Annotated in this window: 24 protein-coding genes, 1 tRNA gene and 3 pseudogenes; 14 read left to right on the top strand and 14 right to left on the bottom strand. The window is 64.9% G+C overall.

What is annotated here, in order from left to right; genetic code table 11:
- Both F0Q45_RS27725 and F0Q45_RS13160 read right to left on the bottom strand, forming a co-directional pair.
- Positions 1–900, bottom strand: a 900-nt coding sequence (locus F0Q45_RS27725; RefSeq protein ID WP_262490992.1) for an IniB N-terminal domain-containing protein, incomplete at its 3' end; no start/stop codon positions are given.
- Between the two features lie 229 nt (positions 901–1,129).
- The gene (locus F0Q45_RS13160) at positions 1,130–1,648 is read right to left on the bottom strand and encodes an Rv0340 family IniB-related protein (RefSeq protein WP_149654365.1); all 519 of its coding nucleotides are present in this window, start codon (positions 1,646–1,648) and stop codon (positions 1,130–1,132) included.
- Between the two features lie 38 nt (positions 1,649–1,686).
- Between F0Q45_RS13160 and iniR the strand changes: the two genes are divergently transcribed.
- The 8 genes and pseudogenes from iniR to F0Q45_RS29295 form a co-directional block, all read left to right on the top strand.
- Positions 1,687–4,257, top strand: a complete 2,571-nt coding sequence (iniR, locus tag F0Q45_RS13155) for an isoniazid response ATPase/transcriptional regulator IniR (RefSeq protein WP_149654364.1) — start codon at positions 1,687–1,689, stop codon at positions 4,255–4,257.
- A gap of 110 nt (positions 4,258–4,367) precedes the next feature.
- Positions 4,368–7,199, top strand: a complete 2,832-nt coding sequence (locus F0Q45_RS13150) for a (Fe-S)-binding protein (protein WP_149654363.1) — start codon at positions 4,368–4,370, stop codon at positions 7,197–7,199.
- 135 nt (positions 7,200–7,334) lie between these two features.
- The gene (locus F0Q45_RS13145; RefSeq protein WP_149654367.1) at positions 7,335–9,089 is read left to right on the top strand and encodes a patatin-like phospholipase family protein; all 1,755 of its coding nucleotides are present in this window, start codon (positions 7,335–7,337) and stop codon (positions 9,087–9,089) included.
- Between the two features lie 80 nt (positions 9,090–9,169).
- On the top strand, positions 9,170–10,441 hold the full coding sequence (locus F0Q45_RS13140; RefSeq protein WP_373424975.1) for a pyridoxal phosphate-dependent aminotransferase: 1,272 nt from the start codon (positions 9,170–9,172) through the stop codon (positions 10,439–10,441).
- A 136-nt stretch (positions 10,442–10,577) separates the two neighbouring features.
- Positions 10,578–10,743: pseudogene (locus F0Q45_RS30235) on the top strand (PE family protein); the annotation flags it as partial.
- Positions 10,744–10,926: 183 nt separating this feature from the next.
- Positions 10,927–11,142, top strand: coding sequence for a PE family protein (locus F0Q45_RS29300; RefSeq protein ID WP_306439437.1), 216 nt, complete (start codon positions 10,927–10,929; stop codon positions 11,140–11,142).
- Positions 11,051–11,284, top strand: a complete 234-nt coding sequence (locus tag F0Q45_RS29925; protein ID WP_306439438.1) for a PE family protein — start codon at positions 11,051–11,053, stop codon at positions 11,282–11,284. The genes F0Q45_RS29300 and F0Q45_RS29925 overlap by 92 nt, the downstream gene beginning before the upstream one ends.
- Positions 11,235–11,447 (top strand): annotated as a pseudogene (locus F0Q45_RS29295) (hypothetical protein); the annotation flags it as partial. The gene F0Q45_RS29925 and the pseudogene F0Q45_RS29295, both read left to right, overlap by 50 nt.
- 193 nt (positions 11,448–11,640) lie before the next feature.
- Here the strand turns inward: F0Q45_RS29295 and F0Q45_RS13125 are convergent.
- The 10 genes from F0Q45_RS13125 to F0Q45_RS13070 form a co-directional block, all read right to left on the bottom strand.
- Entirely contained in the window at positions 11,641–12,006 is a 366-nt protein-coding gene (locus F0Q45_RS13125; protein WP_149654362.1) for a HepT-like ribonuclease domain-containing protein, read from the bottom strand.
- Positions 12,006–12,458 (bottom strand): helix-turn-helix domain-containing protein, encoded by a 453-nt coding sequence (locus F0Q45_RS13120; RefSeq protein ID WP_149654361.1) that lies wholly within the window; start codon positions 12,456–12,458, stop codon positions 12,006–12,008. The genes F0Q45_RS13125 and F0Q45_RS13120 overlap by 1 nt, the downstream gene beginning before the upstream one ends.
- 74 nt (positions 12,459–12,532) lie before the next feature.
- A complete protein-coding gene (locus F0Q45_RS30495) occupies positions 12,533–12,709 on the bottom strand; it encodes a hypothetical protein (protein WP_188112924.1) in 177 nt (58 codons plus the stop codon).
- 489 nt (positions 12,710–13,198) lie between these two features.
- On the bottom strand, positions 13,199–14,065 hold the full coding sequence (gene rfbA, locus F0Q45_RS13105) for a glucose-1-phosphate thymidylyltransferase RfbA (protein WP_149654360.1): 867 nt from the start codon (positions 14,063–14,065) through the stop codon (positions 13,199–13,201).
- A gap of 9 nt (positions 14,066–14,074) precedes the next feature.
- On the bottom strand, positions 14,075–14,449 hold the full coding sequence (locus F0Q45_RS13100) for a nuclear transport factor 2 family protein (protein ID WP_149654359.1): 375 nt from the start codon (positions 14,447–14,449) through the stop codon (positions 14,075–14,077).
- A gap of 26 nt (positions 14,450–14,475) precedes the next feature.
- A complete protein-coding gene (locus F0Q45_RS13095; protein ID WP_149654358.1) occupies positions 14,476–15,231 on the bottom strand; it encodes a maleylpyruvate isomerase family mycothiol-dependent enzyme in 756 nt (251 codons plus the stop codon).
- Between the two features lie 129 nt (positions 15,232–15,360).
- Positions 15,361–15,942: a phosphorylase family protein gene (locus F0Q45_RS13090; protein ID WP_262490990.1), complete on the bottom strand. Its 582-nt coding sequence runs from the start codon at positions 15,940–15,942 to the stop codon at positions 15,361–15,363.
- Between the two features lie 432 nt (positions 15,943–16,374).
- The gene (locus tag F0Q45_RS13085; RefSeq protein ID WP_149654356.1) at positions 16,375–17,739 is read right to left on the bottom strand and encodes a UDP-glucose dehydrogenase family protein; all 1,365 of its coding nucleotides are present in this window, start codon (positions 17,737–17,739) and stop codon (positions 16,375–16,377) included.
- Between the two features lie 279 nt (positions 17,740–18,018).
- Entirely contained in the window at positions 18,019–18,591 is a 573-nt protein-coding gene (dcd, locus tag F0Q45_RS13075; RefSeq protein WP_149654355.1) for a dCTP deaminase, read from the bottom strand.
- 31 nt (positions 18,592–18,622) lie between these two features.
- Positions 18,623–19,291 carry a hypothetical protein gene (locus F0Q45_RS13070; RefSeq protein WP_149654354.1) on the bottom strand — a complete coding sequence of 223 codons (669 nt, stop codon included), beginning with the start codon at positions 19,289–19,291 and terminating at the stop codon, positions 18,623–18,625.
- Positions 19,292–19,562: 271 nt separating this feature from the next.
- Here F0Q45_RS13070 and F0Q45_RS29920 point away from each other — a divergent pair.
- A pseudogene (locus F0Q45_RS29920) lies at positions 19,563–19,931 on the top strand (hypothetical protein).
- Positions 19,932–19,960: 29 nt separating this feature from the next.
- Positions 19,961–20,034 (top strand) — tRNA-Gly (locus tag F0Q45_RS13060).
- A gap of 69 nt (positions 20,035–20,103) precedes the next feature.
- On the opposite strand, the gene F0Q45_RS13055 is transcribed toward F0Q45_RS13060, so the two are convergent.
- Both F0Q45_RS13055 and F0Q45_RS13050 read right to left on the bottom strand, forming a co-directional pair.
- Positions 20,104–20,949 carry a site-specific integrase gene (locus F0Q45_RS13055; RefSeq protein WP_262490987.1) on the bottom strand — a complete coding sequence of 282 codons (846 nt, stop codon included), beginning with the start codon at positions 20,947–20,949 and terminating at the stop codon, positions 20,104–20,106.
- A gap of 333 nt (positions 20,950–21,282) precedes the next feature.
- Positions 21,283–21,828 carry a helix-turn-helix domain-containing protein gene (locus F0Q45_RS13050; protein WP_149654353.1) on the bottom strand — a complete coding sequence of 182 codons (546 nt, stop codon included), beginning with the start codon at positions 21,826–21,828 and terminating at the stop codon, positions 21,283–21,285.
- A gap of 98 nt (positions 21,829–21,926) precedes the next feature.
- Here F0Q45_RS13050 and F0Q45_RS27715 point away from each other — a divergent pair, with 98 nt between their 5' ends.
- From F0Q45_RS27715 to F0Q45_RS13035, 4 genes are all read left to right on the top strand, one after another.
- Positions 21,927–22,094, top strand: a complete 168-nt coding sequence (locus F0Q45_RS27715; protein ID WP_188112923.1) for a hypothetical protein — start codon at positions 21,927–21,929, stop codon at positions 22,092–22,094.
- The gene (locus F0Q45_RS13045; protein WP_149654352.1) at positions 22,094–22,711 is read left to right on the top strand and encodes a hypothetical protein; all 618 of its coding nucleotides are present in this window, start codon (positions 22,094–22,096) and stop codon (positions 22,709–22,711) included. The genes F0Q45_RS27715 and F0Q45_RS13045 overlap by 1 nt, the downstream gene beginning before the upstream one ends.
- Positions 22,708–22,995, top strand: a complete 288-nt coding sequence (locus F0Q45_RS13040; RefSeq protein ID WP_149654351.1) for a hypothetical protein — start codon at positions 22,708–22,710, stop codon at positions 22,993–22,995. The genes F0Q45_RS13045 and F0Q45_RS13040 overlap by 4 nt, the downstream gene beginning before the upstream one ends.
- A gap of 5 nt (positions 22,996–23,000) precedes the next feature.
- The coding region (locus tag F0Q45_RS13035) for an AAA family ATPase (RefSeq protein ID WP_262490993.1) at positions 23,001–24,131 on the top strand (1,131 nt) is incomplete at its 3' end.

The following is a 24,131-nucleotide window of genomic DNA, read 5'->3' as shown; positions in this document are numbered from 1 at the left end:
GTTGGCGTCGAGGCGGCTGCCGATGGCGGCGCCGCTAGCGATAGACCCACCGGCATTCCCGCCGATCGCGCCCCCGAGGCCGCCGCCAGCTTGGGCACTCAGACCCGCGCCAATACCGACGACGCCCCCGGCACCAGCGTTGAATCCGGCGCCAATCCCGGCCTGACCACCGATACCGGCATTGACGCCACCGCCGAGCGCGCCGCCCGCTTGACCGGTCAAACCCGCGCCAAAGCCAGCCTGACCACCAACGCCGGCACCAACGCCGGCACCGATGCCGCCACCGAAGACTCCGAGGCCCACGCCAGCCCCAACCTGAGCACCGATTTCGGCCTCAGCGGCAACACCAAAGCCAAGTCCGACTTGCGCACCCAGGCCTGTTTGACCACCAAGCCCAAGACCTAAGCCGGCACCGACCTGAGCACTCATTCCAGCCTCAGCGGCAATACCAAAGCTGAATCCGGCCTGAGCCCCAACACCGAGACCCACCTGACCGGTCGTCTCGGCAAAGGCCAGGCCGGGGACGAACCCAGCCGTGCCCGTCTGCAGACGCAACGCAGTCTGGCCAAGCAAACCGGCGCCGACGTCGGTTGCGACAGCACTTGCCACCCCGGCGCCCGCATCGCTGGCAACCAAACTCGCGTCGCTTGCCGCGACGCCGGCGTCAGAAAGCGGGCCAAAGCCGTACTGATCAGCAACCGCCTGGCGCAGTCCACCGATTGGGTCGCTGGCACCAAGGTCAAGGAATGGCAGCGCGTTAACGGCCGCCGACGAGAACTCTGCGGGCGACACGTTGATCAGCCCCGCATTGGTCATGGCCTGCCCAGGCGCGGTGTGGAACGCCCGCGCGGCGTCTTCGCTACGAAACAGGCTCAAGATGTAGTCAACCAGCGAGGTCATCGTCATGTCCCTTCAATCGAATCTGTGCAGTCACTCGCCGAAACGACCGGCGCCCTGCCATAAACGCTATGGATTCAGCCCCCTCGCGAAATCGGGGTCAGTTCCCCCAGCTCGTCGAATACCCATCGGGGTCGACCAAGTCACCCCATTAGGGGATTAGGGGATCTTGAGATACCCGACGCGCCCCCACCGACAGCGTTGCTGCGCGTTGCCACGGGAGCAGCGGCTATCACCCGTGAATGTCGAACCCATGATGATCGGGCTCGGCGGGGTGACTAACCGGGGGATCCGACATTGCCGGATCGTGTGCCGGGAACCCCCCGTCGTCGAAGACCGGATCGGGCGTCTCTGTGTTCGTGAACAGCACCGACGGCCCAGGTAATTGCGGGTCGGCAGGCAAATCGCGGGGTCTTGACCAAGCGGCTTCGGTGATGACACCGCTGCCAGGGCCGTGGTGTGGAACCGCTGACGCAGTGACATGGGGTGAAAACGCATCCAGTGCCGCCGCCGCCGCGCCGCTTGCCCAGACGTTGCCATGATCAGCGGCTTGCGCCCCGCTAGCGCCGCCGGCCGGGCCGGCCATTGACAACGAATCCGACACCACCGGGATCAAGCCGTTCACGTCTGCGCTGGTTACGTTTGCAAGGTGAGCCTCTGCGATGGCCTGCGCCGGGTTTGCGGCATACCGGGCAGCTGCCTGCGGGTCGCGCACCAGGGAGATGACGAAGTCGAGCAACGAGTTTGCCATCTCGTGCCTCCCGATCGCACATTCTCCGCGTTAGCACGATGTTATCGGGTGACGCCGAAGCTGTGTTCGGTGCGCAACCCGCCCATCCCGTAACCCCGTTAGGGGGTGCTACGTTAGGGGACTATCGGGGTTATGGGGCAGGAAATGGCTACGGTGAGGAATTTGCGCTGGACTCGCCGAACGTGACGCCGCAGCCGCATCCCACGGAGGTCTCGACAGCCGCCCGCCGCGTCCTCGATGAGCTCGCCAACGCGGCGACGACGCCGGTCCGGGCCCTGATCTGCGGTGGCATCGGAACCGGTAAGACCACCCTCCTTGCCGCCGCCCGCGACACCCTGCGCGGCGCCGGGCTAACGGTCCTGACCAACCCGGCACAACGGGATGAGCTGCCCGGCGCGGCGCTCGTCGTCGACGATGCCCAGCTCCTCACCGACCCCGAATTGCTGCGCCTTGCCAAGTGGGTAGCCGACCCGCGAGCGACGGTCGTCGTGGCCGCCGAAGTCCACCAGCACCGCCCCGCGCTGCGTGCCCTGATGACCGCCATCGAGCAGAGCCGGCCGCGAATATCGCTGGGTCCGCTGCCGGTCGCCGATCACTTACGCGACTGCACCGCGGGGGTGCCGTTGCTGGTTCGTGCGGTGTCCGACACGGCGCATCCCCCGGCACGGGCGGCCAAACTCGCACTCACCGAGCGGCTGCGCCGACTTGACGAGCCCACTCTGGACGCCCTGCTTGTCATGTCGTTGAGCCAGGAATTGGGGATTACCGATGTGGCAGCGGCACTTGGGTTTTCGACGGCGGACGCCCGGCAATCGGTCGATCGGGCGCACGCCAGTGGCCTTGTCGACGCTGCCCATCCCCAAGCGTTCCTGCGGTCAGTGCATGACGCGGTGGCACAGATCGTCGGCAACGCGCGCCACCACCAGATCGAAACCGCGCTCTTACGATCACAACTCGAGATCCCGCCGGTGTCACAAGATCTCGCGCTGCGACTGGCCGAGCATGGGCTACGGGACGATCGGCTGGCGGGCGTCCTTGCCGAACATGCGGCGGCCACCCGCGCCGACGCTGCCCGCAGCGCGCGGCTGTACCGGGCAGCGGTGAACGCCGGTGCTACCGGGCTGATATGGCGCCTGGCTGATGCGCTTGCCCGCACCGCCGATTGCGCGGGTGCGGCAGCACTAGCCGACAATCTGCTCAACTCCGCCGATCCCGCCGAACGCGCCGCGGCGGTGCGGATCGCGGCCAGCATCGCCAGCCATGACGGAAACGCTGGTCAAGCTGTCGAATTGTGCGGCTGGCTGGGCCCGTACCCGGATGCGGTCGTGGGTGCGGCCGCCGCTGTCGCACTCTTGGCAACAGGCGATCTGACAGCGGCACGGGCCGCTCTGCGCCTCAAGGCTGCCGGTCCGCCGACGACAGCCGCGCGTGTTTCCCGCGGCCTCGCCGCGGGCCTACTGCTGACCATGGATCAGCCTTATCCAGCCGCCATGGCACAACTGGGACAGGCTATGACGGCCGAGCTGTCGCTGAGCGAAGTTCTTCCGGACAGCCCCGCCGCGCTGGTTACCCTGGCCGCGATCCACGGCGGCGACCCGGTCCGCGCTCGCAGCGTGATCGGGCGCACCGCGCGCGCTGACGAGGACGCGTTCTTTCATGGCCGGCACCTGCTGCTGTCCGGCTGGATCAAGATGCAAGACGGCCAGCTCTCGTCGGCCGCCACGGACGCCACTGCCGCCGGCGCGGAGCTGCACCGACGTGACGCGTTGTGGGCCGCCGCGCTGCACACCGCGATCGCGCGGCGTACTGGGGATACCGGTGCGCTGCAACAGCATTGGCATACAGCCCTGGACGTGCTCGCGGAGTATTCCGTCGATCTCTTCGCGTTGCTGCCGTTAGGCGAATTGTGGATAGCCGCCGCCCGGATGCGTCGGGTAGACCGGCTGCAACACCCCCTGGATCAGGCGTTCGCACTGTTGAATTCCCTTGGCAACCCGCCGTTGTGGTCGAACTCCCTGCATTGGGCTGGTGTGCACGCCGGAATCCTTGCCAACTCGCCGGAGTCAGTCGCGCCGCACGGGCAGGCGCTCAGCGCGGCCGCCGCCCACAGCACCTTCGCGCGAACCTTGTCCGGCGCCGGCCGGACCTGGCTGCGAGTGCTGGCCGACCAGGTCGACGCCGACGAGGTCAGCGCGGCAGCACGATCGCTGTCGCAGGTGGGACTGACCTGGGACGCAACCAGGCTGGCGGGCCAAGCCGCCCTGCAAGCACCCGATGCCCGGATCTCCGGAGCCATGCTGCAACTGGCCCGAGATCTCAAGCTGGCCACGAATGTGGACGGCACGCCCGACGCGGACGCAGCTGCGGGCGCGACCCCGGGCCCGCGCCATCCTCCGGCGGGCACTTCGCTGTCGGATCGCGAACGCGAAGTCGCCGCGTTGCTGTTGTTGGGCATGCCCTACCGCGATATCGGCGCTCAGCTGTTCATTTCGGCTAAGACGGTCGAGCATCACGTCGCCCGCATCCGTCGGCGCCTCGGCGCGGGGTCGCGCTCGGAGATGTTGTCGATACTGCGGGCGCTGCTCGCCGCGCCGGGCCCGGCCAGTTAGGACAGCCTTTCTCGCGCGGAGCACCGCGAAGATGACAGTATAGGCAGGTTAAGCAGGTGATCGGCGCGCTTCAGTAACCGCACACTGACTAGGCATTGGAGAGATCTTCGGTGACCACGCAGACGCTCATCAGACTGGTAGTGGGCCTGGGCATGACCGCGGTGGTAGCCGCGTTGGCGTTGCGGCGGGTCTGGTGGCTCTACCAGCTGATCATGTCCGGTCAGCCGGCCAGCGACCGCACCGATAACGTTGGCACCCGGATCTGGACCGAGATCGCCGAGGTGTTCGGGCAGCGCCGGCTGCTGAAGTGGTCGCTGCCCGGTTTGGCTCACTTCTTCACCATGTGGGGCTTTTTCATCCTGCTCACGGTCTATATCGAGGCCTACGGGCTGCTGTTCCAGCCCAACTTCCACATTCCGATCATCGGCCGCTGGGACGCCCTGGGTTTCCTCCAGGACTTTTTCGCCACCGCCGTGTTCCTCGGGATCGCCACCTTCGCGGTGATCCGGCTGCGGCGCAGCCCGCGCGAAATCGGTCGCTCGTCACGGTTCTACGGCTCGCACACCGGTGGCGCGTGGCTGATCCTGTTCATGATCTTCAACGTCATCTGGACCTATGTGCTGGTGCGCGGCTCCGCGGTCAACAACGGCACGCTGCCCTACGGCAAGGGCGCGTTCTTGTCGCAGTTGTTCGGCGTGATCCTGCGGCCGCTGGGCCCCACCGCGAACGAAGTCCTGGAGACGGTGGCGCTGCTGCTGCACATCGGGGTCATGCTGGCCTTCCTGATCATCGTGCTGCACTCCAAGCACCTGCACATCTTCCTGGCGCCGATCAACGTCGTGTTCAAGCGCCTGCCCGACGGGCTGGGCCCGCTGCTGCCGATCGAATCCGACGGCAAGCCGATCGACTTCGAAAATCCGCCTGACGATGCCGAATTCGGCCGCGGCAAGATCGAGGACTTCAGCTGGAAGGCCATGCTCGACTTCGCCACCTGCACCGAGTGTGGGCGCTGCCAGTCGCAATGCCCGGCCTGGAATACCGGCAAGCCCTTGTCGCCCAAGCTGGTCATCATGGACCTGCGCGACCACTGGATGGCGAAGGCGCCGTACCTCCTGGGCGAAAAACCGTCTCCACTGGAAAGCACGCCCGAGGGCGGTATTGGCGAGGAACTGCGCGGTGAGAAGCATGCCGAGGAGCACCACGTCCCCGAGTCGGGCTTCGGCCGGGTCATGGGCTCCGGGCCCGAGCAAGCCTCCCGCCCGCTGGTCGGCACCGCCGAACAGGGCGGGGTGATCGACCCGGACGTGCTGTGGTCTTGCGTCACGTGTGGTGCGTGCGTGGAACAGTGCCCGGTGGATATTGAACACATCGATCATATTGTTGATATGCGCCGCTACCAGGTGATGATGGAGTCGGAGTTTCCCTCCGAGCTGTCGGTGCTGTTCAAGAACCTGGAAAATAAGGCCAACCCATGGGGGCAGAACGCTTCTGACCGGACCAACTGGATCGACGAAGTCGACTTCGACGTCCCGGTGTACGGCGAGGATGTCGACAGCTTCGACGGCTTCGAGTACCTGTTCTGGGTGGGTTGCGCCGGTGCCTACGACGACAAAGCTAAGAAGACCACCAAAGCCGTCGCCGAATTGCTGGCGATCGCCGGGGTGAAGTTCCTGGTGCTGGGTGCCGGGGAGACCTGCAACGGTGACTCCGCGCGCCGCTCCGGCAACGAGTTCTTGTTCCAGCAACTAGCCCAGCAGGCCACCGCGACCCTGGACGGGCTGTTCGAAGGTGTGGAAACCGTCGACCGCAAGGTCGTCGTGACCTGCCCACACTGCTTCAACACCCTCGGCAAGGAGTACCGACAGCTAGGTAGCAACTACACGGTGTTGCACCACACCCAGCTGCTCAACCGGCTGGTGCGCGACAAGAAACTGGTCCCGGTAACCCCGGTGTCGCAAGACATCACCTATCACGACCCGTGCTATCTGGGCCGGCACAACAAGGTGTACGAGGCGCCGCGTGAGCTGATCGGCGCCGCCGGAGCCACCCTCACCGAGATGCCGCGCCACGCCGACCGCAGCTTCTGCTGCGGCGCCGGCGGCGCGCGCATGTGGATGGAAGAGCACATCGGCAAACGGATCAACCACGAACGCGTCGATGAGGCGCTGGCCACCGGTGCCGCCGCGGTCGCCACCGCGTGCCCGTTCTGCCGGGTGATGGTGACCGACGGCGTCAATGACCGGCAGGAAGAAGCCGGTCGCAGCGGGGTCGAGGTGCTCGACGTGGCGCAGGTGCTGCTCGGGTCGATCGCGCGCGACGAGGTCAAGCTGCCGGAGAAGGGCGCGGCCGCCAAAGCGGCCGAACAGCGCGCCGCCAAGCCAGAACCAGCCGTAACCAAAGCCACCGCACCGAGTGCGCCCGCCGCGGAAGTCGAGAAAGCGACCGAGACGCCGGCAGCAGAACCCGAGAAGGCCACCAAGGCCGTCACCGGTCTGGGTATCGCCGGCGGCGCCAAGCGCCCCGGCGCTAAGAAGGCAGCGCCGGCGGCACCCGAAGCGCCCGCACCCGCCGCACCTGCCGCGCCCGTTAAGGGACTGGGCGTGGCCGCCGGCGCCAAGCGGCCAAAGGCGAAAAAGACAGCGGCCCCAGCCAAGGCTGCCGAGGCGCCGGCAGCACCGGCCCCTGCCGCACCCGCCGCACCCGTCGCACCCGTTAAAGGGCTGGGCATCGCAGCAGGCGCCAAACGACCGGGAGCCAAGAAAGCGGCGCCGCAGGCCGCGGCGGCCGACTCTCCGGCGGCTGCCGAGCCTGCCGAACCGGAAGCCCTGGCAAAGCCGGAACCCGAGCCGTCCACACCAATCGATGCAGCCGCGGCTCCGCCCGCCGAGCCGGTCAAGGGGCTGGGCATCGCACGTGGTGCGCGTCCGCCCGGCAAGCGCTGACCGTTGCTTCTAGGGTACGTGCGGGTGACGACACCCGGAGTTGTGCGGTGATTGTTTATATTGGATACAGTTGTCTCATGCAACAGCATGCCGTATGTGGCGCACTCAGCATGGGTCGGCGCGGTCGTCGACGCGATGGCTGAGATCAAACAGCAGTGGCACAAACGCCCGGGCGTCGATGAGCGGGCCGCGCTCCGGAATGTTCCCATACTCGCCGACATCGACGACAGACAACTTGATCAGCTCACGAGCGCGGTAGAGCGCCGCCACATCCCCGCCAACGAGTGGCTCTTTCACGTCGGAGAGCCTGCGGACTCCATCTACATCGTCGACTCGGGGCGATTCGCAGTTTTTGGGCCAGACGATCAGCCGGTTGCCGAGATGGCATCCGGCGACTCTATCGGAGACCTGGGCGTGATCGCTGGCGCCGCTCGCTTGGCGGGAGTACAAGCGCTTCGGGACAGCGTCGTCTGGAGGATCGCCGCTGACACGTTCACCCAGGTGCTCGAGACAACCCCGCAGCTGCAATCGGCGATGCTGCGAACGATGGCGAGCAAGCTTCGCCAGGCACGAGCTCAGTACGTCTCTTGGCGTCCCCGGGTCATCGGCGTACTGGCGACCGGGGACACCGCCGCGGCCCCCCTCGTTGATGTCCTCGCAACGCGACTGGTAGCCCACGGTAAGACCACCGTGCTTGCTCCGCCCGTCGACACCACCACCGGAGTCGAGAGTTACGACGAATTCGTCGAAGCGTTCAGCGAAACCATTGATCGCGCCGAGCGAGACAACGCCTGGGTCTTGGTGGTAGCCGACCGAGGCTCGGGCGACCTGTGGGGTCGATATGTTGCCGCACAAAGCGACCGACTCGTGGTGCTGGTCGATGAATCACATCCGCCGGAACCGGTCAAGCGACTTGTCACCCACGGGCCAGTTCACCTGATCACCTGCATCGCAGAGCCGGATCCGAGTTGGTGGGATCTGCTGCAGCCAACCTCGCAGCACCACAGCGACGACGACGGCATCGGTGCGCTAGCCCGCAGAATCGCTGGCCGATCCCTCGGTCTGGTGCTGTCCGGTGGTGGCGTTCGGGGGATGGCGCATTTTGGTGTCTATTTAGAGCTCACTCGGGCGGGCGTGGTTATCGATCGGTTTGGCGGGACCAGTGCCGGAGCTTTTGCTTCGGCAGCGTTCGCGCTCAGGATTGACCCCGAGGAAGCACTTGATATCGCACGTGAGTTCGTCGCCAAGGCCGACCCGTTCGCCGATTACGCAATCCCTGCCGTCGCTCTCATTCGAGGAGAACGCTGGGATGGTCTGATTGAGAGATTCGCTGGCGCCACCTTGATCGAGCATCTGTCAAGAGAATTTTTCTCGGTTTCTGCCGACATGATCACCGGCGATCAGATCGTTCACCGCCGTGGGCCTTTGTCGGTCGCCGTGCGCGCATCGATGTCGGTCCCTGGTCTCTTGCCGCCCGTGCAGTATGGCGAGCAGATCCTCGTTGACGGTGGACTCTTAAACAACCTGCCGGCCGACATCATGTGCGCTGACCCGGACGGTGAAGTCATCTGCGTCGACCTGCGCCGAAACTACGTCCCGTCAAAAGGTTTTGGTCTGCTGCCAGCAATCATTCAGCCTCCCGGGTTCGTACGGCGGTTCTTGACCGGCACGGATGTGGCGCTACCGCCGCTGCAAGAGACGTTGCTGCGCGCCTTCGACCTTGCGGCCTCCACCGCAAACCTAAGAGAGCTCCCTCGAGTGGCGGCCGTCATCGAGCCGGATGTGTCAGGGGTCAACCCCGTGAACATCAAGCACATGTACGTCGCCCTGGAAGCGGGCCGGATCGCTGCTCGAGCCACTCTGGAAGCAAAGCCCGAGCTCGTCGGCTGAGGCCGCGCTCGTCGGTCCGGCCAGCGTTGGTCCAAAAACGTGACACCCGTCAGCAAATATCGCTGGACAGCAATGAGACCATGGTTGGCGTGACCACTCACCAGCTGCCCTGGCATACCTCGGGTCATCATCGGCAGCGCACCTTCGCCCAGTCGTCCAAGCTGCAGGACGTCCTCTACGAAATCCGCGGCCCAGTACACCAGCACGCCGCGCGGCTAGAAGCCGAGGGGCACCGCATCCTCAAGCTCAATATCGGTAACCCGGCGCCGTTCGGCTTCGAGGCGCCCGACGTCATCATGCGCGACATGATCCAGGCGCTGCCGTATGCCCAGGGGTACTCCGACTCGCAGGGCATCCTCTCGGCGCGGCGCGCGGTGGTCACCCGATATGAATTGGTCGAGGGCTTCCCCCGCTTTGACGTCGACGACGTCTATTTGGGCAACGGGGTCTCCGAGCTGATCACCATGACGCTGCAAGCCCTGCTGGACAATGGCGACCAGGTGTTGATTCCCGCGCCGGATTACCCGCTGTGGACGGCATCGACGTCGCTGGCCGGTGGTACTCCCGTGCACTACCTCTGTGACGAGACCCAAGGCTGGCAGCCCGACATCGCCGACCTGGAATCCAAGATCACCGAGCGCACCAAGGCGCTGGTCGTGATCAACCCGAACAACCCCACCGGCGCCGTCTACAGCCGCGAAATCCTTACCCAGATGGTCGATTTGGCACGCAAGCACCAACTGCTGCTACTCGCCGACGAGATCTACGACAAGATCCTCTACGAGGACGCCAAGCACATCAGCGTGGCCACGCTGGCCCCCGACCTGTTGTGCCTGACCTTCAACGGCCTGTCCAAGGCCTATCGGGTCGCCGGGTATCGGTCCGGTTGGCTGGCGATCACCGGACCCAAGGACCACGCCAGCAGCTTCATCGAGGGAATCAGTCTGCTCGCCAACATGCGTCTGTGCCCCAATGTCCCGGCCCAGCATGCGATTCAAGTCGCCCTCGGCGGGCATCAGAGCATTGAGGACCTGGTGCTGCCTGGCGGCCGGCTGCTCGAACAGCGCGACGTCGCCTGGACCAGACTCAACGAGATTCCCGGCGTGTCGTGCACCAAACCGGAAGGAGCGCTGTACGCGTTCCCCCGCTTGGACCCCGAGGTCTACGACATCGCCGACGACGAGCAACTCGTCTTAGACCTGCTGCTAACCGAGAAGATCTTGGTCACCCAGGGCACCGGATTCAATTGGCCCGAACCCGATCACCTGCGCCTGGTGACATTGCCATGGTCGCGCGAGCTGGTGGCCGCGATCGAGCGGCTAGGTAATTTCCTGGTCAGCTACCGGCAGTAGGTGCCTCGACCTTCCGCGGTGACGCACTCAGACGCACTCAGACTCCTGCACTGCCTATTGGTCGATAGTGACCGGCTGATCACGGGTCGGTGTGATGAGTCGGTGATGGCGCACTCGCAGGTATCAGACGTCGTTTGTGTTCGCGGCGCCGGAGGTGCTCTTGGCGGCGGCTACGGACTTGGCGGATATCGAGTCGTCGCTCACCGCGTCCACGCGGCCGACACGACCGGGGTTTGGCGGCGGGTGCCGATGAGATGTCTGCAGCCGTGGCGGCGTTGTTTGGCACGCACGACCAGCGGTATTAGGCGCTCGCCGCGTTTTGCCGCGTGCTGTGGCCGGTCGGTCGAAAAGTGCTGGTTCCTCGAACCCCCATCACAGCGTGACGAGAAGCGCGAATCTGCTTTCGTGCCCATGTGGCCATCGCGGTCGGGTGAGAGCCACGATTGTCGTGGCCTTACAGGTCATCATTGGTAGAGAGGCATCGCATGTCGTTTTTGATCGCAGCGCCGGACACGATCGGTGCTGTCGCATCGGATTTGGCCGGAATCGGTTCGACGCTGAGCGCGGCCAACGCGGCAGCGGCGAGGCAGACGACGGTACTGGCGGCGGCTGAGGACGAGGTGTCGGCAGGCCATCGCGGCGCTGTTTTCCGGCCACGCCCAGGGCAATCAGGCCCTCACCGCCCAAGCGGCGGCGTTTGATAACCAGTTCGTGCAGGCCTTGACCGCCGGTGCGGGGGCCTACACCAGCGCCGAGGCCGCTAGCGCGTCGCCGCTGCAGCAACTTGCTCGACGTGCTCAATGCGCCCACTCAGGCGTTGTTGGGACGCCCGCTGATCGGTAACGGCGCCAACGGAGCCCCGGGCACCGGGGCAAACGGCGGCGCCGGCGGCATCCTGTTCGGCGCCGGCGGCGCCGGCGGGGACGGCGGCCGGGCCGCCGGCGGCCTCAGGGGTGGAGCCGGCGGAGCCGGCGGCATGTTCGGCGGTTCTGGCGGCGCCGCCGGACAGCTGCTGGGTCAAAACGGCCTGACGGGGTTGCTGGCGCCGTAGCCGGTGAGCTCGCCGCGGCTAACGGCCTTGGGAGCCATGCCTTTTCTCACCGTGGCGCAGCGCACGTTGCTCGCGGTGGCGGTTACCCCGGCGCCCAGCAACGACGGCTCTGCCCTTGAACGAGGAGGGTGTCAGAGTTGGCCCTGAGTTAGTCCAGAATCTCCTCAACGTAGCGCTTCAACTCCGCTGCCTGGGTGAGGGATATCCACACCTGGTGGTAGTCGAGAGACCGGTACTTGTGGTCGATGATGATCCTTACGCCGATGATCTGTTGCCAGGGCTGAACGGGATATTCTTCGCGAAACTCCGAAGGTAGATGGGAAGCGGTCTCGCCGATGCGGCCGAGAACGGCCTCTGCCGCCCGTTGCTGGCGCCACTGGGTCAACAGGCGCTCCTGGCCGTCGGCCACTAGTTCAGCTGCCTCGCCACAGAATTCACACAGGTCATCTAGTCGGTCAACGAGGCGGTCGCCATATCTGCTCAACAGGTGATCTCGGCCGGTGTGTCGCGGCATCAGACGGGCACCGCGTCGGCGGCGACTCGGCAACCGAAACGCCCCCGCAGGCCGCCCTCGCTGACGACTTCGACCGACACGCCGAGCAGTTCGCGCAAGTCACGTTGCAGGAGGGCGACATCGCCCAGCGACGTACCCGGCCGAAACCGCACCACCAGGTCGATATCACTCTCAGGGGTGTCCATTCCACGCGCAACTGAGCCGAACACCCTCGGGTTATCTGCACCGTGCTTGCGGACAAGGGCCCGGATCTCGTCGCGGTACCGACGCACCAACTCCGATGGGCACACCCGCGTCGCTTCCTCAATCCTGCCTAACACTCGCGGGGTCACCGGCCGTGCTCCGCTTTCGTAGGCGGACAGGTGCGGTTGCGCGATGCCAGTGGCGTCAGCGAGTTGAGCCTGGGTCATTGCCGCCCGTTCACGAAGGGCCCGAATGCGGTCAGCGCTCATACGCTCGAATATACCATCTGTGGTATGTCGTCGCTGCCGCGGCGTGCGGAAGCCGTCCGCCGGACGAGTCGACCTCAGCCACCGGCCGCAACGGCGGGGACGGCGGTCAGGGCGGCGACGCCGTACTGATCGGCAACGGCGGGTTCGGCCTGGCCACCGGCAAAGCCGGCGCCGGCGGCATCGGCGGACTGCTGCTCGGCCCAGATGGGCTGGCCGGGTTGCCGTAGCGCCGAGGACGTCTTCGGGGGCACCGGCTGTGAATCCGGTCGACAGGGACGGGCCGCTCCTAATCTCCGTGACTGGCCGGTTTACGCCAGTTGTGGTCCAGTCGGGACCCCGGCCCCCTCGGCACCGGGCCAACCAAATCGGTTGGTACAGCCCATGACGCGGACAGCGCAACATCCAGTGCCGGCGGAGCATCCTTAAGACCGTGCCCACGCGGGGCCGGTGGCGGAGAGGCCAAGACCACCACCCCGCAAGGCGACGCCGCTTGAGCGTGTGTCACTAAGACACACTCAACGGCAACGGTCCGCCAATGTTGTCGGTGTCGACGGCGGCAGCCGCGGAAAGGCCGGACTATTCGGTAGTGGCGGTGACGGCGGCACCGGCGGCTGTGCCAACACCGGGGAACGGTTGGCGGTGAGAGTGGGAGCCCCGTGCTGATCGGCACTGGCGATACGGGGATGAGGGGATTGCCGTAGCCGTCGAGCGCCAGCGGTGCCCGCCAAGCCGGCTGATACTCAGTTCCGTTCCAACAACTCCAGCAAATAGCTGCCATACCCGGACTTGATCAGGCTGCGCGCGTGCCGCGCCAGTTGCTCATCGTCGATCCAACCCAACCGCCACGCCACTTCCTCGGGGATGCTGACCTTCAGCCCCTGGCGGCGTTCCAGCGTTCGCACGAAGTCGGCGGCGTCTAACAGCGAGTCGAATGTGCCGGTGTCTAACCACGCCGTCCCGCGAGCCAGCACCTCGACGGCCAGCCGGCCACGGTTGAGATACACCTGGTTAACCTCAGTGATCTCGTACTCGCCGCGCGCGGATTTCCGCAACCCCTTGGCTATGTCGATCACGTCGTTGTCATAGAAGTACAGGCCGGGCACCGCGTAGTGAGATTTCGGGGTGGCCGGCTTCTCCTCCAACGACAGCGCTATGCCGTCCGGGCTGAATTCGACGACGCCGTAGGCCGACGGGTTAGCCACCCGGTACGCGAAAATAGCTCCACCGCTGATGGATTGGAACCGGTTGAGGCTAGTGCCCAGCCCTGGCCCGTAGAAGATGTTGTCCCCCAGTACCAATGCCACCGACTCCTTGCCAATGTGGTTGGCGCCGATGATAAATGCCTGCGCTAGGCCGTCGGGCTGATTCTGGGTGGCGTAACTGATATTGACACCGAGATGCTTGCCGTCGCCAAGGAGGCGATGAAAGCCGGGCGCGTCATGCGGGGTGGTGATCATCAGGATGTCGCGGATGCCGGCCATCATCAGGGTGGTCAGGGGGTAGTAGATCATCGGCTTGTCATAGACCGGCAGCAGCTGCTTGCTGATGCCCATGGTGATCGGATATAGGCGAGTGCCCGAACCGCCGGCCAAAATGATCCCGCGCAAGATTGCTCCTTAGTCGACCAAGTCGTCGTCGGTGAGTTCGGTCGCCGCCAGCGCCGACGCCAGGTCGTCATGCCGGAAAACCGCCGTGACGTGGTCTTTGACGACCCGAAATGCCGACGCGGCGGTCGTCACGGCACCCGGGTCATCACGGCCGGTGATCGCCTGTTCGACGACCACGACGCCGTCGTGCACGTACATCAGGCCCAACTCTGCGGTCGTCGTCACCGAACTGGCCCACTTGCGGAGCGCATCGTGACCCTGAGCAGCGGCGTGCGCGTCTCCGATCTCGATGTCGTCACTGGACAGCGTCACTAGGGTCTCAATGTCGGAGGCGTTGAGGGCGTCGTGCCAAGCCAGCACGGTGGCGATCTCCGATGTGGTCATGGACTGCAAATTACCGTGTGCAGCGGTTAGAGGGGTGTGCGATCCAACCATTTCTGCCATACGACGTCGTCGCCGAACACCTCGAGGCCGGTGTCGGTTATCAAGACTCGCCGCACCATCGCCAACAGCAGCTCGACGGCGCCGCCGCGTAGCGCCACGGTGCCCTTGCCGTGCTGGTGCGACCAGGCGATTCGACCCTCGTCGACGCCGACGGTCCATTCGCCGGCAGCACCGAGCCCGGGATCAGTGGCGTGCACATGCAAGGTGTCACCTGCTTCGAGCGGTAGCGGCGCACCGTCGCTACCGGCCTGGATCGCGATTCGCTCCAGGAATTCACTGATCGCGTCGGCGGCGACGTCGGGTTCCAGCATGAAATCGCTGCCTGCCGCGATGGCGGCATCGGCTCGGTGCACGGCCACTTCGTGCAACCGGCGTCGCACCCACCAGCCAGCCGGGCGTGGACCGAGAAACGTCCACACCGGCGTGTCCGCACCGGTTTGCTTGACGGCATCCACCAGATGCTGGGCGCCGTCATGGAGCCACGAGATCGCCTCGGCGGGATCCGGTGGCGGCGTTCCAGCTGCGACAGCGCGCGGATCCAGGAAAGTGTCCAGCTGATCGCGCACGATCTGGGCCGCCCAGCGGTCGCCGCGGCCGACGTGACGAAATAGCTGCCCGAGGTTCCAGTCCGGGCAAGTCGGCACCGGAGCCGATTGGTCGCCGTTGCGGATCAGTTCGCCGAAAGTGCGGATCTGTTCCAGGTATGCCGACGCGTAGTCCACGTCGGTCACGCTACTCGCGGCCTGAAGTAGTACACAGTGCGGCGTTTGACCCGAGTCTGGACTTCTTGGCGGTGTAGGTCATTGATGTCTCCACCGCTCCTAGGCCCTGCTAGGCCCTCCTAGGCCCTCCTAGGCCAGCGACTCGCCGAGTATCGCGGTGGCCACAGCGGAGGCAACCGCAAGCGATGCGTTCACACCGTTGTCGTTGCCCTTTTCGAAGTCGTCACCGTCGACGGCCATGGTATTGGTAATGTGGGCCAGGCAGACGACATTCCGGCCTGTCGCAGCAGCATAAGCGTACAACGCAGCGGATTCCATTTCAACACATGCGATTTCGCGTCTCTCGGCCTCTTTGATGGCCAACGCGGTTTCTCGGTAGGGGGCGTCAGTCGTCCATGAACTGCCCGTGATCACCGGAATATCGCTGCCGTCGAAGGCATTACGCAACTTTTTCTGCAGTTCCGGAGCGAGATAGCTCCATTCGCTCGGCGCCACGTAATGTGCACTTGTCCCTTCGTCGCGAAGCGCCCGCTCGATGAGTACGAAATACGGAGGCGCCTCGCTGCCACTGATACGTCCGGCGGACGTGATGCTCACAACCAAGGATGTGTCGGAGGCCGCGAGTTGCTCGGCGACCAACACCGCAAACGGCGCGCCGACAGCCATTCCGACAACCCCGATTTCGCGTCCGTTGACCACGGTGACCCACATGTCGGTGTGATAGCACGCCCAGCCCAAGTGGCGGTATCCCGTCGCGGTTCGCACCAGCTGACGGACGATGTCGCCATCGGGATCCAGAACGCACACCGCCGGAACAGGCTGGTGCGGCAATGACTTTTGACGACGAGCCTCGCGAAGCAGATTCGCCGGACGAAACACCGAAGGTGCGTCGAAGTCCTTTGACCCCACCAGCGGGTAACCGCCTTGCTCGCGAATCATCGTTTGTGATGATCCAGCCAGGCCTGTTTCGGCAAGGTCAGCACAATGGCGTTAGCGATCGCACACACGTCGTCGACCCTAATGGACAGTGTGTACGGCTCGACTCCGAGCCATCCAGACTCACTGCGGCCGGGCGGTCACGACCTGCCAACGGCATGTGCGGCGAAGCCGGGCCTGAGTCGCCTGTCCGACCTGATGCGTCGATTACCTGGTGGTCACCCGTAGCGGGGCGAATCTGCTATCCACCGGTAGCCGTGCGCCAAGGCGGAACACCCGCCAACCCGCCTGCTCCCAACGGGAGATATCGAGACAGTTGCGGCCGTCGACGATCACCCGGACCCGCACCTGGTCGGCTAAGTCATCGGGGTCGAGGTCGACGAACTCGCGCCACTCGGTGAGCACCAGCACCGCATCCGCGTGCTCGCAGGCCTCGGCGACCGACACCGCGTAGTTCAGTGTGGGGTAGACGCGGTTGGCATTGTCCAAAGCTTTCGGGTCATACACGTTGACCGCGGCGCCGTTGAGCTGCAACTGCCCCGCGACGTTGAGCGCCGGTGAGTCGCGTACGTCGTCGGATTCGGGTTTGAACGCCGCGCCGAGCACGGCGATGTTGGCGCCCAGTAGGGAACCGCCGCACGCAATGGTGGCCAGCTCGACCATCCGGGTGCGCCGGCGCATGTTGATGGTGTCCACCTCGCGAAGGAAGGTCAGCGCCTGGTTGGCGCCCAGCTCCCCGGCGCGGGCCATAAAGGCGCGGATGTCCTTGGGTAAACAACCCCCGCCGAAACCCAAACCCGCAGTGAGGCATTGGCGCCCGATGCGTGGGTCGTATCCGAGCGCGTCAGCCAACAGGCTCACATCGGCGCCCGCGGCCTCGCATACTTCGGAGATCGCGTTGATGAACGAGATCTTGGTCGCCAGAAAGGCATTGGCAGATACCTTGACTAGCTCCGCGGTCTGTAGGTCGGTCACCAACAATGGCACACCGGAATTCAGCAGCGGGCTGTACAGCTCCCGGACAGCCGCCTCGGCGCGCGTCAAGTAATCCTGCACGCCAAGCACAATGCGGTCCGGATGCAAGGTGTCGTGGACGGCGAACCCCTCCCGCAGAAACTCCGGATTCCAGGCGATTTCGACGTCTACTCCCCGCGGGGCCAACGCACTGGCCCGCCGGCCCAACTCGGCCGCGGTCCCCACGGGAACCGTCGACTTGCCGATGAGGACCGATGCCCTGGTCAAACGCGGTACCAGCGCATCGATGACGGCGTGCACGTGACGCAGGTCTGCGCCATACTCGCCTCGTTTTTGCGGCGTGCCCACGCCAAGGAAATGCACGTCGGCGAAATCGGCGGCCATGTCGTAGTCGGTGGTGAATTGCAAGCGGCCCGTAGCGAGGTTGGCAGTCAACAGCTTTCGCAGGCCGGGTTCATAGAACGGGATGTCACCCCCGGCTAACTTGGCAACCTTGCCAGGGTCGATATCGACTCCGACGACGTCGTGTCCCAGCTCCGCCATGCCAACGGCGTGGGTGGCACCCAGATAACCGGTACCGAAGACGGTGCATCGCATACCACCGTGTGTAGGTGCCCGGAATGAGCGCACCGCATCGACACCCTGAACGCTAGATGACAGCTATCCGTCGAGATCAAATGCCGGGGACAAACGGGATATTGAACCCGCCCCGACCGCCGCCGCCACGACCGCGGTCATCGTCGCCGCGACCTTCCTCACCGCGACCGCCGCCCCGCCCGGGAGCTTGGCGCCCGGAATGCCACCTCCGCCGCCGCCAAGGATCGGCGGCAGTGGAATTTGAATGGGTACTGGAATGGGCAACGGCGCGGGAACAGGCTATGGGGAACGTATGAAGTTTTCGTACGAACGCGACGGCGTCGGGCCACGCTGGCCTTGGTATTTCGACCCAACTCCGCTGCTCCCGTACGGGCGCTCTGACGGGCTGGTCAACCTTAAGATGCACAGCTGCCCGATTTTCATGCCCGGCCATAGCGCAATCGGCAGATTGGCAACGTTGGAGAGCTCCAGCGTGATGTGACCGCTGAAGCCGGGGTCGATGAAGCCGGCCGTGGAATGAGTCAGCAGTCCCAGCCGGCCCAGCGACGACTTGCCTTCCAGCCGTCCGGCGAGGTCGTCGGGCAGCGAAAACAGCTCCAGCGTCGAGGCCAGCACGAACTCGCCCGGGTGTAGGACGAACGGATCTCCCTTAGCCGGCTCCACCAGGCTGGTCAGCTCGTCTTGCTGCTTGGCGGGGTCAATATGGGTGTAACGAGTGTTGTTGAAAACGCGGAACATGCAGTCAAGACGGACGTCGACGCTGGACGGCTGAACCAGGCTGTCGTCGAAGGGATCGATACCCAACCGCCCGGCGGAAATTTCGGCTCTGAGGTCACGATCAGAGAGCAGCACTCGACGAGCGTAGCTGCTGGATGCCGATGACTCAGCGCAGGTAGAGTTCGCCGCCGGTCGGGTAGCCCCCTCCGGTTGTGGTGATGTGGACGTGGTCGTTGTGGCCGGCGCCGCTGGCCCGCGCGCCGTTGGGCGTGTAATAAACGCCCCGCCAAATCGCATCTTGCAGTCCGAATCGAGCAGCATTCAACCGCACGTAAGCAACGATCTCGTTGCCCAGCGCTATACCCTCGGCGCTACCCGGGTTGGGAATCATCACGTCAAGGGCCAAACCTTCGGGATGCCACCGCAGCGCGTCCGCGCGAACGCCGCCGATTTCGTGAATCTCCGGGAACCTCGCGCTGATGCTGCGCGCCAGCAAAATTGTCTTGACCTGTAGCCCCTGTTCTTGCGCCACTCCCACCGGCAAAAACCTCGACCGGGTATCGACCCGCCATCGCGACGCCGCGGTGAACTGGCCGCTAACCATACCCCTCCCGATCACGCCGGTAGGCAGGTTCGCGGGCAGCACAAGGGGTGTTGTGGGCACGATTTCCACGCAGCACGGCCCCGCGGCGACGACGCCCGGAGTGGCGATTTCGCGGCCCGCCGCGGGACGAACATCTGCGGACGCCGCAAAGAACACCGCCGCCGGGGCAAGGACCGTAGCCAGCGTTACCGACAATCGCCGTCGCTCCCGGATCAATTCATGCCTACCCATCCGAAGCACTCTACGAGATCACGAAACAATAAACATCCTCTCTATTGCGTTTTTTTGTAATGGCGACCAGATTGGCTCAACCGTTTGCAGGCGGGCGGACTCAGATTGGCGATCGCGCCGCGACGAGTTCGCTGGTATCGAACAATTGCCCAACGCCAGCGTCGATACCGGGTCACTGCCGCCTCCGCTGACACGCGGGATCGCCGAGGTTACCCGACAGTTGACGCACCTGCCGTGCGTACATTTCCGACCCACAGGAGGTGGCATCGCCATGGTGACAACGGCCGCGTCCCTGGTCGCCTTCCCCGTTGCCGCCGAGACCATCGTCGGCGTGGTCGCGGTGGTGGGGCCTCCGTCTGCTGCGCTGGTCAGTGGAGTACAGCAGTTCGCCGGCGGCGTCGCCACGGCCGCAGTGGCCGGGGAAGTGCTGCCGGACCTGCGCGCACGAGGCTCGCCTGGCTCGTCGTCGTGGGCTTGAGCGCCGGTGTGGCGGCGCTGATCGCGTCCTCGGCCTGCGGGCTGTTGTGGCCGGTCGTCGAGGACTTGATGGAGGCGCACGAGACGCCGGCGCGGCCGTGGATGGCGGCAATGTTCTTCGCCGGATTCTTGAATTTGTACTGCCATCGGGGTGATGGAATAAGCCGGATGCTAGCCTGCTGAGGCAACCGCGCCGATGTAGTTCAATGGCAGAACATCAGCTTCCCAAGCTGAATACGCGGGTTCGATTCCCGTCATCGGCTCCACGTGTGACCAGCGCCGACACTGTTCGATCCTGTTCGAATGGCGCCGTCAGGGTCACCAAAGGTCACAAGTCAGACAGAACTCTTGTTCGGACGATCCAGGGAAGCCCCCGCAGACTTCAACGCATCAGCCTGACTATGCGCATACACCCGCAGCGTCAACGTTGGGTCCGAGTGCCCGATCCAGGCCGCGATGACCGCCACGGGCACCCCGTCGAGGTGCATAAGCGTGGCCGCCGTGTGCCGGCCACCATGCAGCTTGATGTGCCGCACTCCCGCCGCTGCGACGGCCGCGGCCCAACATCGGGACAGCACCGCCGGGTTGTACGGGTCCCCGACCTCGTTGCTCACCACATAGTCGCCGCCGCAGTAGTGCTCCCCCAGCGCGAGCCGTTCCGCCGCTTGGCGCCTCTTCGCGGCCCGCAGCACCTTCACCAGCCGAGCCGGCAGCGGCAGCTCGCGGCGCGACGCATGCGACTTCGGATCGTTCTCAACGGTGACACCGCCGGCCGACACCCGGTTGTTCGCGACCTCCAACGTCTTGGCCTTCAGGTCGACATCAGCCCACCGGAGACCAGCGATCTCACCGCGCCGCAGCCCATACAATGCCAGCTCCCACGCATGGCCGATCCGATCCTTCGCGAACTGCGCGCGCAACTGCTCAACCTCACCCACGGTGAAGGTGTCCACGTCCTTATGGACACCCGACACCCGCGCCACCTTCGCCGCAGCGTTGGTGTGCACGATCCCCTGAGCCAGCGCGTCGGCGAGGACCTGGTCGATGCTGGCGATCACCTTGTTGACCGCCACCGGCGACCACGGCCGGCGGGTCCTCCCTTTCGCGGTGACCGTGCCGCCCACGACGAGATCAGCCACCAGGTTGTCGATGTGTGCCTTCGCGAGCCTCTGTGCCGGCATCGAACCGTGTCGTTCGCGCAGCGGCGCCAGATCGTAAGACAGTTTCGCCAACGATGATTGGCGCAGATTATGCCGTCCAGCAACGTAATTCGCGCAGACCTGCTCAACGGTGACCCTAGACGGCGACACGTAGGTGCCGGTAGTCGCCTTGCTCTGCAATTCAGCTAGAACTTTGCGTGCTTCGGCCTCAGTTCTGCAGTGCCGCTTGGCCTGGCGCCGCTTCCCGGTTTCCGGTCAGGACCTACGTCGACCTTAACGCGGTATCGCACAACAAGTTTCCCACTAGCCCGGTCCCGAACCTCGATCTTCTTGATCTGCGGCGCAAGTTGCTGTCTAGGCATCGTCGATCACCGAACCAGGAATCTCGCGGATGCGGCGTTCGAGGTCGCGCAGTCCCTCGGCTTTGTCGATGACGGCAAAGATCTGCTCGGCTACCTCGTCGTCGGTCGCACTCTTCAACCGCTCGTCGAGGAACTCGTTCGCGACTTTGTGCCGGATCTGCTTGTCGAAGCGTTCCCGCGAAAGCTGGGCCAGCCGCCCCAGATCGGACGCTGGGCTCGAATCCTTCTCGCCAGTAAATCGCAGCAACGCAACAGTTGCTGAAACATGTTGCCCTGGAAGGACTTCCACGTTGCCATCCGGAAGGTCCGGATAAACCAGTGCGACGGCTGGAACATCCAAGGCCGCAGCCAGTATCACCAGTTCCGCGGTTGTAACGTAACGCCGCCGTCCGTTCTCCAAGTCGGTGATTGTCTGCCGAGTGAGCTTCAGTCCGAGTTCCTCAGTCTTCTCCGAGAGCCACGCCGCCGATTGCTTACCGCGCAGGTCACGCACCTTTCTCCCGATCGCCGCCGCGTGGTCCGACTCCCATGTGTTCACAAGACACAGCATCGCATGCTTTTGTGTTGAATCTAGACGCATGTTATGAATCTACACAGGACGCAGCAAACCGTGTCCACGACACACAGGAGGTCCTGTTGAACGATTGGAAGGCCACCGGCGCAAAGCTCGGCGGTATCAGCCGATCGCTGGTGTTCCAGCTCTGGCGCACAGGCGAGCTAGCCAGCGTGAAAGTCGGCAAACGCCGGTTTTCGACCGACAAGCAGATCCAGGACTACATCGCCCGACTCGAAGGTGCCGCCTAATGCGATCCCTAGACGAGGTGAAGGCCCCCGGCGGCAACCGGAGGCCTTCTGAACCCACCCACCAGATGAATGACGAGAAAGGTACCGCCATCATGACACACCGAAGCGACACCACCGAGCAAGGCGCCTTCAAGGGTGATCGCTACGACCGGTTGGCCGAGGCCGCAAAGATACTGGCCGACGACGAGGGCCTCACGGCCGCGAAAGCCCCGTACAACAGCGAGGGGCTCCTGGCCTTCGCCGCCGAAATCGCCCAATTGAAGCTGCTGGACGGTCTTTCTGAGTACGACTCCAACACGATCGGCTTCCTGGTGCTGCTGGACTTCTTGCGAGGCCCGCAGCGTATGGCATGGCGCATCTACGACATGCTGAGCGACAGCCCGGAAACGCCGGCTCGCGAACACGACAACGAGATCGCCGTCGTCTACTCGATGGCCGGCATCCTGCGCATGGTGATCGGCGCCTGGCTAGAACCGGATCCGCTGCGGAATCTGAAAGCGTTGGCCGCGGACGCGGCCGAGGCGTACGCCTTGGTCAAGGAAAGGCCTGGAAACGCTGGGGACTACCTGCTGGCGGCGCGAGACAGCATTGCCGACGCGATCGAGGCACTCGGATGACCGCGGCCGACTACGTCGCTGGCCTTCACCGCAGGCGGGCGCATGCCTACCGGGTGCCCCGTTGTGACTGCGGTTGTCCAGATCCATGGACTTGTCGCTGCGACAACCACGACGAGGTCACCGAGCAGTACGTCGACGGGTACCGCGACGCCGCCCAGCACATTCTGGACGCCGGGCTGACCCCAGCGCCGAACGTCCGGGCGATGCGGGTGATGTGGCGCCGCGGGGGATCGGAACAGCGGCTCGCCCAACGGATTTCGGAGCCTTGGGAGGTGGCAGTTTGACCGACGTGGTAAGCCACGCCGAGGAGGCCGCCACAAGGCGGTCTCCGAAGCGCGAAGCCGATCTTCACCCTGATGACCCCGGACCGACCGAATTCGGCCAGTCGACCCGCCGACTCATCGTGACCAAGGGCAGCGAAGTCAAACCGCAGAAGATGGTGTGGTGGGAGCCCGGCCTGGTCCTTCGCGCCGCAGTCAATCTCCTCGCCGCACGGGAAGGCAAAGGCAAGTCCACCGTCGCTTCGAGCTGGGCCGGCCGCGAAACCCGCATCGGCGGCAACGTGCTGTGGATCGGATCGGAAGAGTCCCGCGAGCACGCTATCGTCCCTCGCTTGATCGCCAACGACGCCGACATGGACAAGGTGATCTTCGTCGATGTTCAAACCGACTTCGGCACTGGGGCATTGGTGTTCCCCCTGGACCTGATCGCGATCGAGAAGATCATCGTCGAGCACATGATCACGATGGTGTTCCTCGATCCCGCCAAGGGCTTGATGCCGCCCGGATTCTCCGGCAACGACGACATCGCGGTGCGCCAGTACTTGGAGCCGATCGCCGGCCTGGCAGCCCGGCGCAACGTCACCATCGTCGGCCTGTCCCACTTCGGCAAACGATCCGGGGACGACTCCGGCAAACTGCTGCTGGGCAGCGTGGCTTGGTCCCAGGTTGCCCGCTGCGTGTTGTCCATCGCGGAGAACACCGACACCGGCACCCGCGTGCTGACCAACACCAAGGCGAATTACACCGCTGCGGATCGCTCAGTCGAGTTCCGCATCGTAGGCACGATGGTCAACACCGACGACGGCCCGGCCGAGATCGGATCGGTGCAGTGGCTCGGCGACACCACGATCGATGCCCGAGACCTCCTCGCCGGAGTCGACGGCGACGACGCCAGAGACATCGACAGGTGGCTCGACGAGTTCCTAGCTACGGGATCGAAGAAGGCGAACGAGGTCTACTCCGCCGCCGACGCCGCGGGATTCTCCAAGGATCAAGCGAAACGAGCAAAGAAGCGGCTGGGGATCAAAGCTCAGCGCCCTAGCGGTGATGGACCGTGGTTCTGGTCCTTACCAGTCCCCGGCGACCAAGGGAGCGCCGACCAAGGGAGCACCCCTGTCACGCTGGAGCCTGCTCCCTTG

This window comes from Mycobacterium simiae (assembly GCF_008370645.1).
In the GTDB taxonomy this organism is placed as follows: domain Bacteria; phylum Actinomycetota; class Actinomycetes; order Mycobacteriales; family Mycobacteriaceae; genus Mycobacterium; species Mycobacterium simiae_A.
The sequence above is the reverse complement of the archived record's forward strand: the minus strand, read 5'-3'. Positions and strand labels throughout refer to the sequence as shown.

Bases quoted from the DNA above. Each gene is read 5' to 3' on its own strand.
- F0Q45_RS13085 (WP_149654356.1), bottom strand. From the start codon at position 17,739: ATGCGATGCACCGTCTTCGGTACCGGTTATCTGGGTGCCACCCACGCC.
- F0Q45_RS13140 (WP_373424975.1), top strand. From the start codon at position 9,170: ATGGTTGGCGTGACCACTCACCAGCTGCCCTGGCATACCTCGGGTCAT.
- F0Q45_RS13120 (WP_149654361.1), bottom strand. From the start codon at position 12,458: ATGAGCGCTGACCGCATTCGGGCCCTTCGTGAACGGGCGGCAATGACC.
- F0Q45_RS13145 (WP_149654367.1), top strand. From the start codon at position 7,335: ATGGCTGAGATCAAACAGCAGTGGCACAAACGCCCGGGCGTCGATGAG.
- F0Q45_RS13070 (WP_149654354.1), bottom strand. From the start codon at position 19,291: ATGGGTAGGCATGAATTGATCCGGGAGCGACGGCGATTGTCGGTAACG.
- F0Q45_RS13040 (WP_149654351.1), top strand. From the start codon at position 22,708: ATGACCGCGGCCGACTACGTCGCTGGCCTTCACCGCAGGCGGGCGCAT.
- iniR (WP_149654364.1), top strand. From the start codon at position 1,687: ATGTTATCGGGTGACGCCGAAGCTGTGTTCGGTGCGCAACCCGCCCAT.
- F0Q45_RS13090 (WP_262490990.1), bottom strand. From the start codon at position 15,942: ATGTGGGTCACCGTGGTCAACGGACGCGAAATCGGGGTTGTCGGAATG.
- F0Q45_RS13125 (WP_149654362.1), bottom strand. From the start codon at position 12,006: ATGCCGCGACACACCGGCCGAGATCACCTGTTGAGCAGATATGGCGAC.
- F0Q45_RS13045 (WP_149654352.1), top strand. From the start codon at position 22,094: ATGCGATCCCTAGACGAGGTGAAGGCCCCCGGCGGCAACCGGAGGCCT.
- F0Q45_RS13100 (WP_149654359.1), bottom strand. From the start codon at position 14,449: ATGACCACATCGGAGATCGCCACCGTGCTGGCTTGGCACGACGCCCTC.
- F0Q45_RS13160 (WP_149654365.1), bottom strand. From the start codon at position 1,648: ATGGCAAACTCGTTGCTCGACTTCGTCATCTCCCTGGTGCGCGACCCG.
- F0Q45_RS13055 (WP_262490987.1), bottom strand. From the start codon at position 20,949: ATGCCGGCACAGAGGCTCGCGAAGGCACACATCGACAACCTGGTGGCT.
- F0Q45_RS29300 (WP_306439437.1), top strand. From the start codon at position 10,927: ATGTCGTTTTTGATCGCAGCGCCGGACACGATCGGTGCTGTCGCATCG.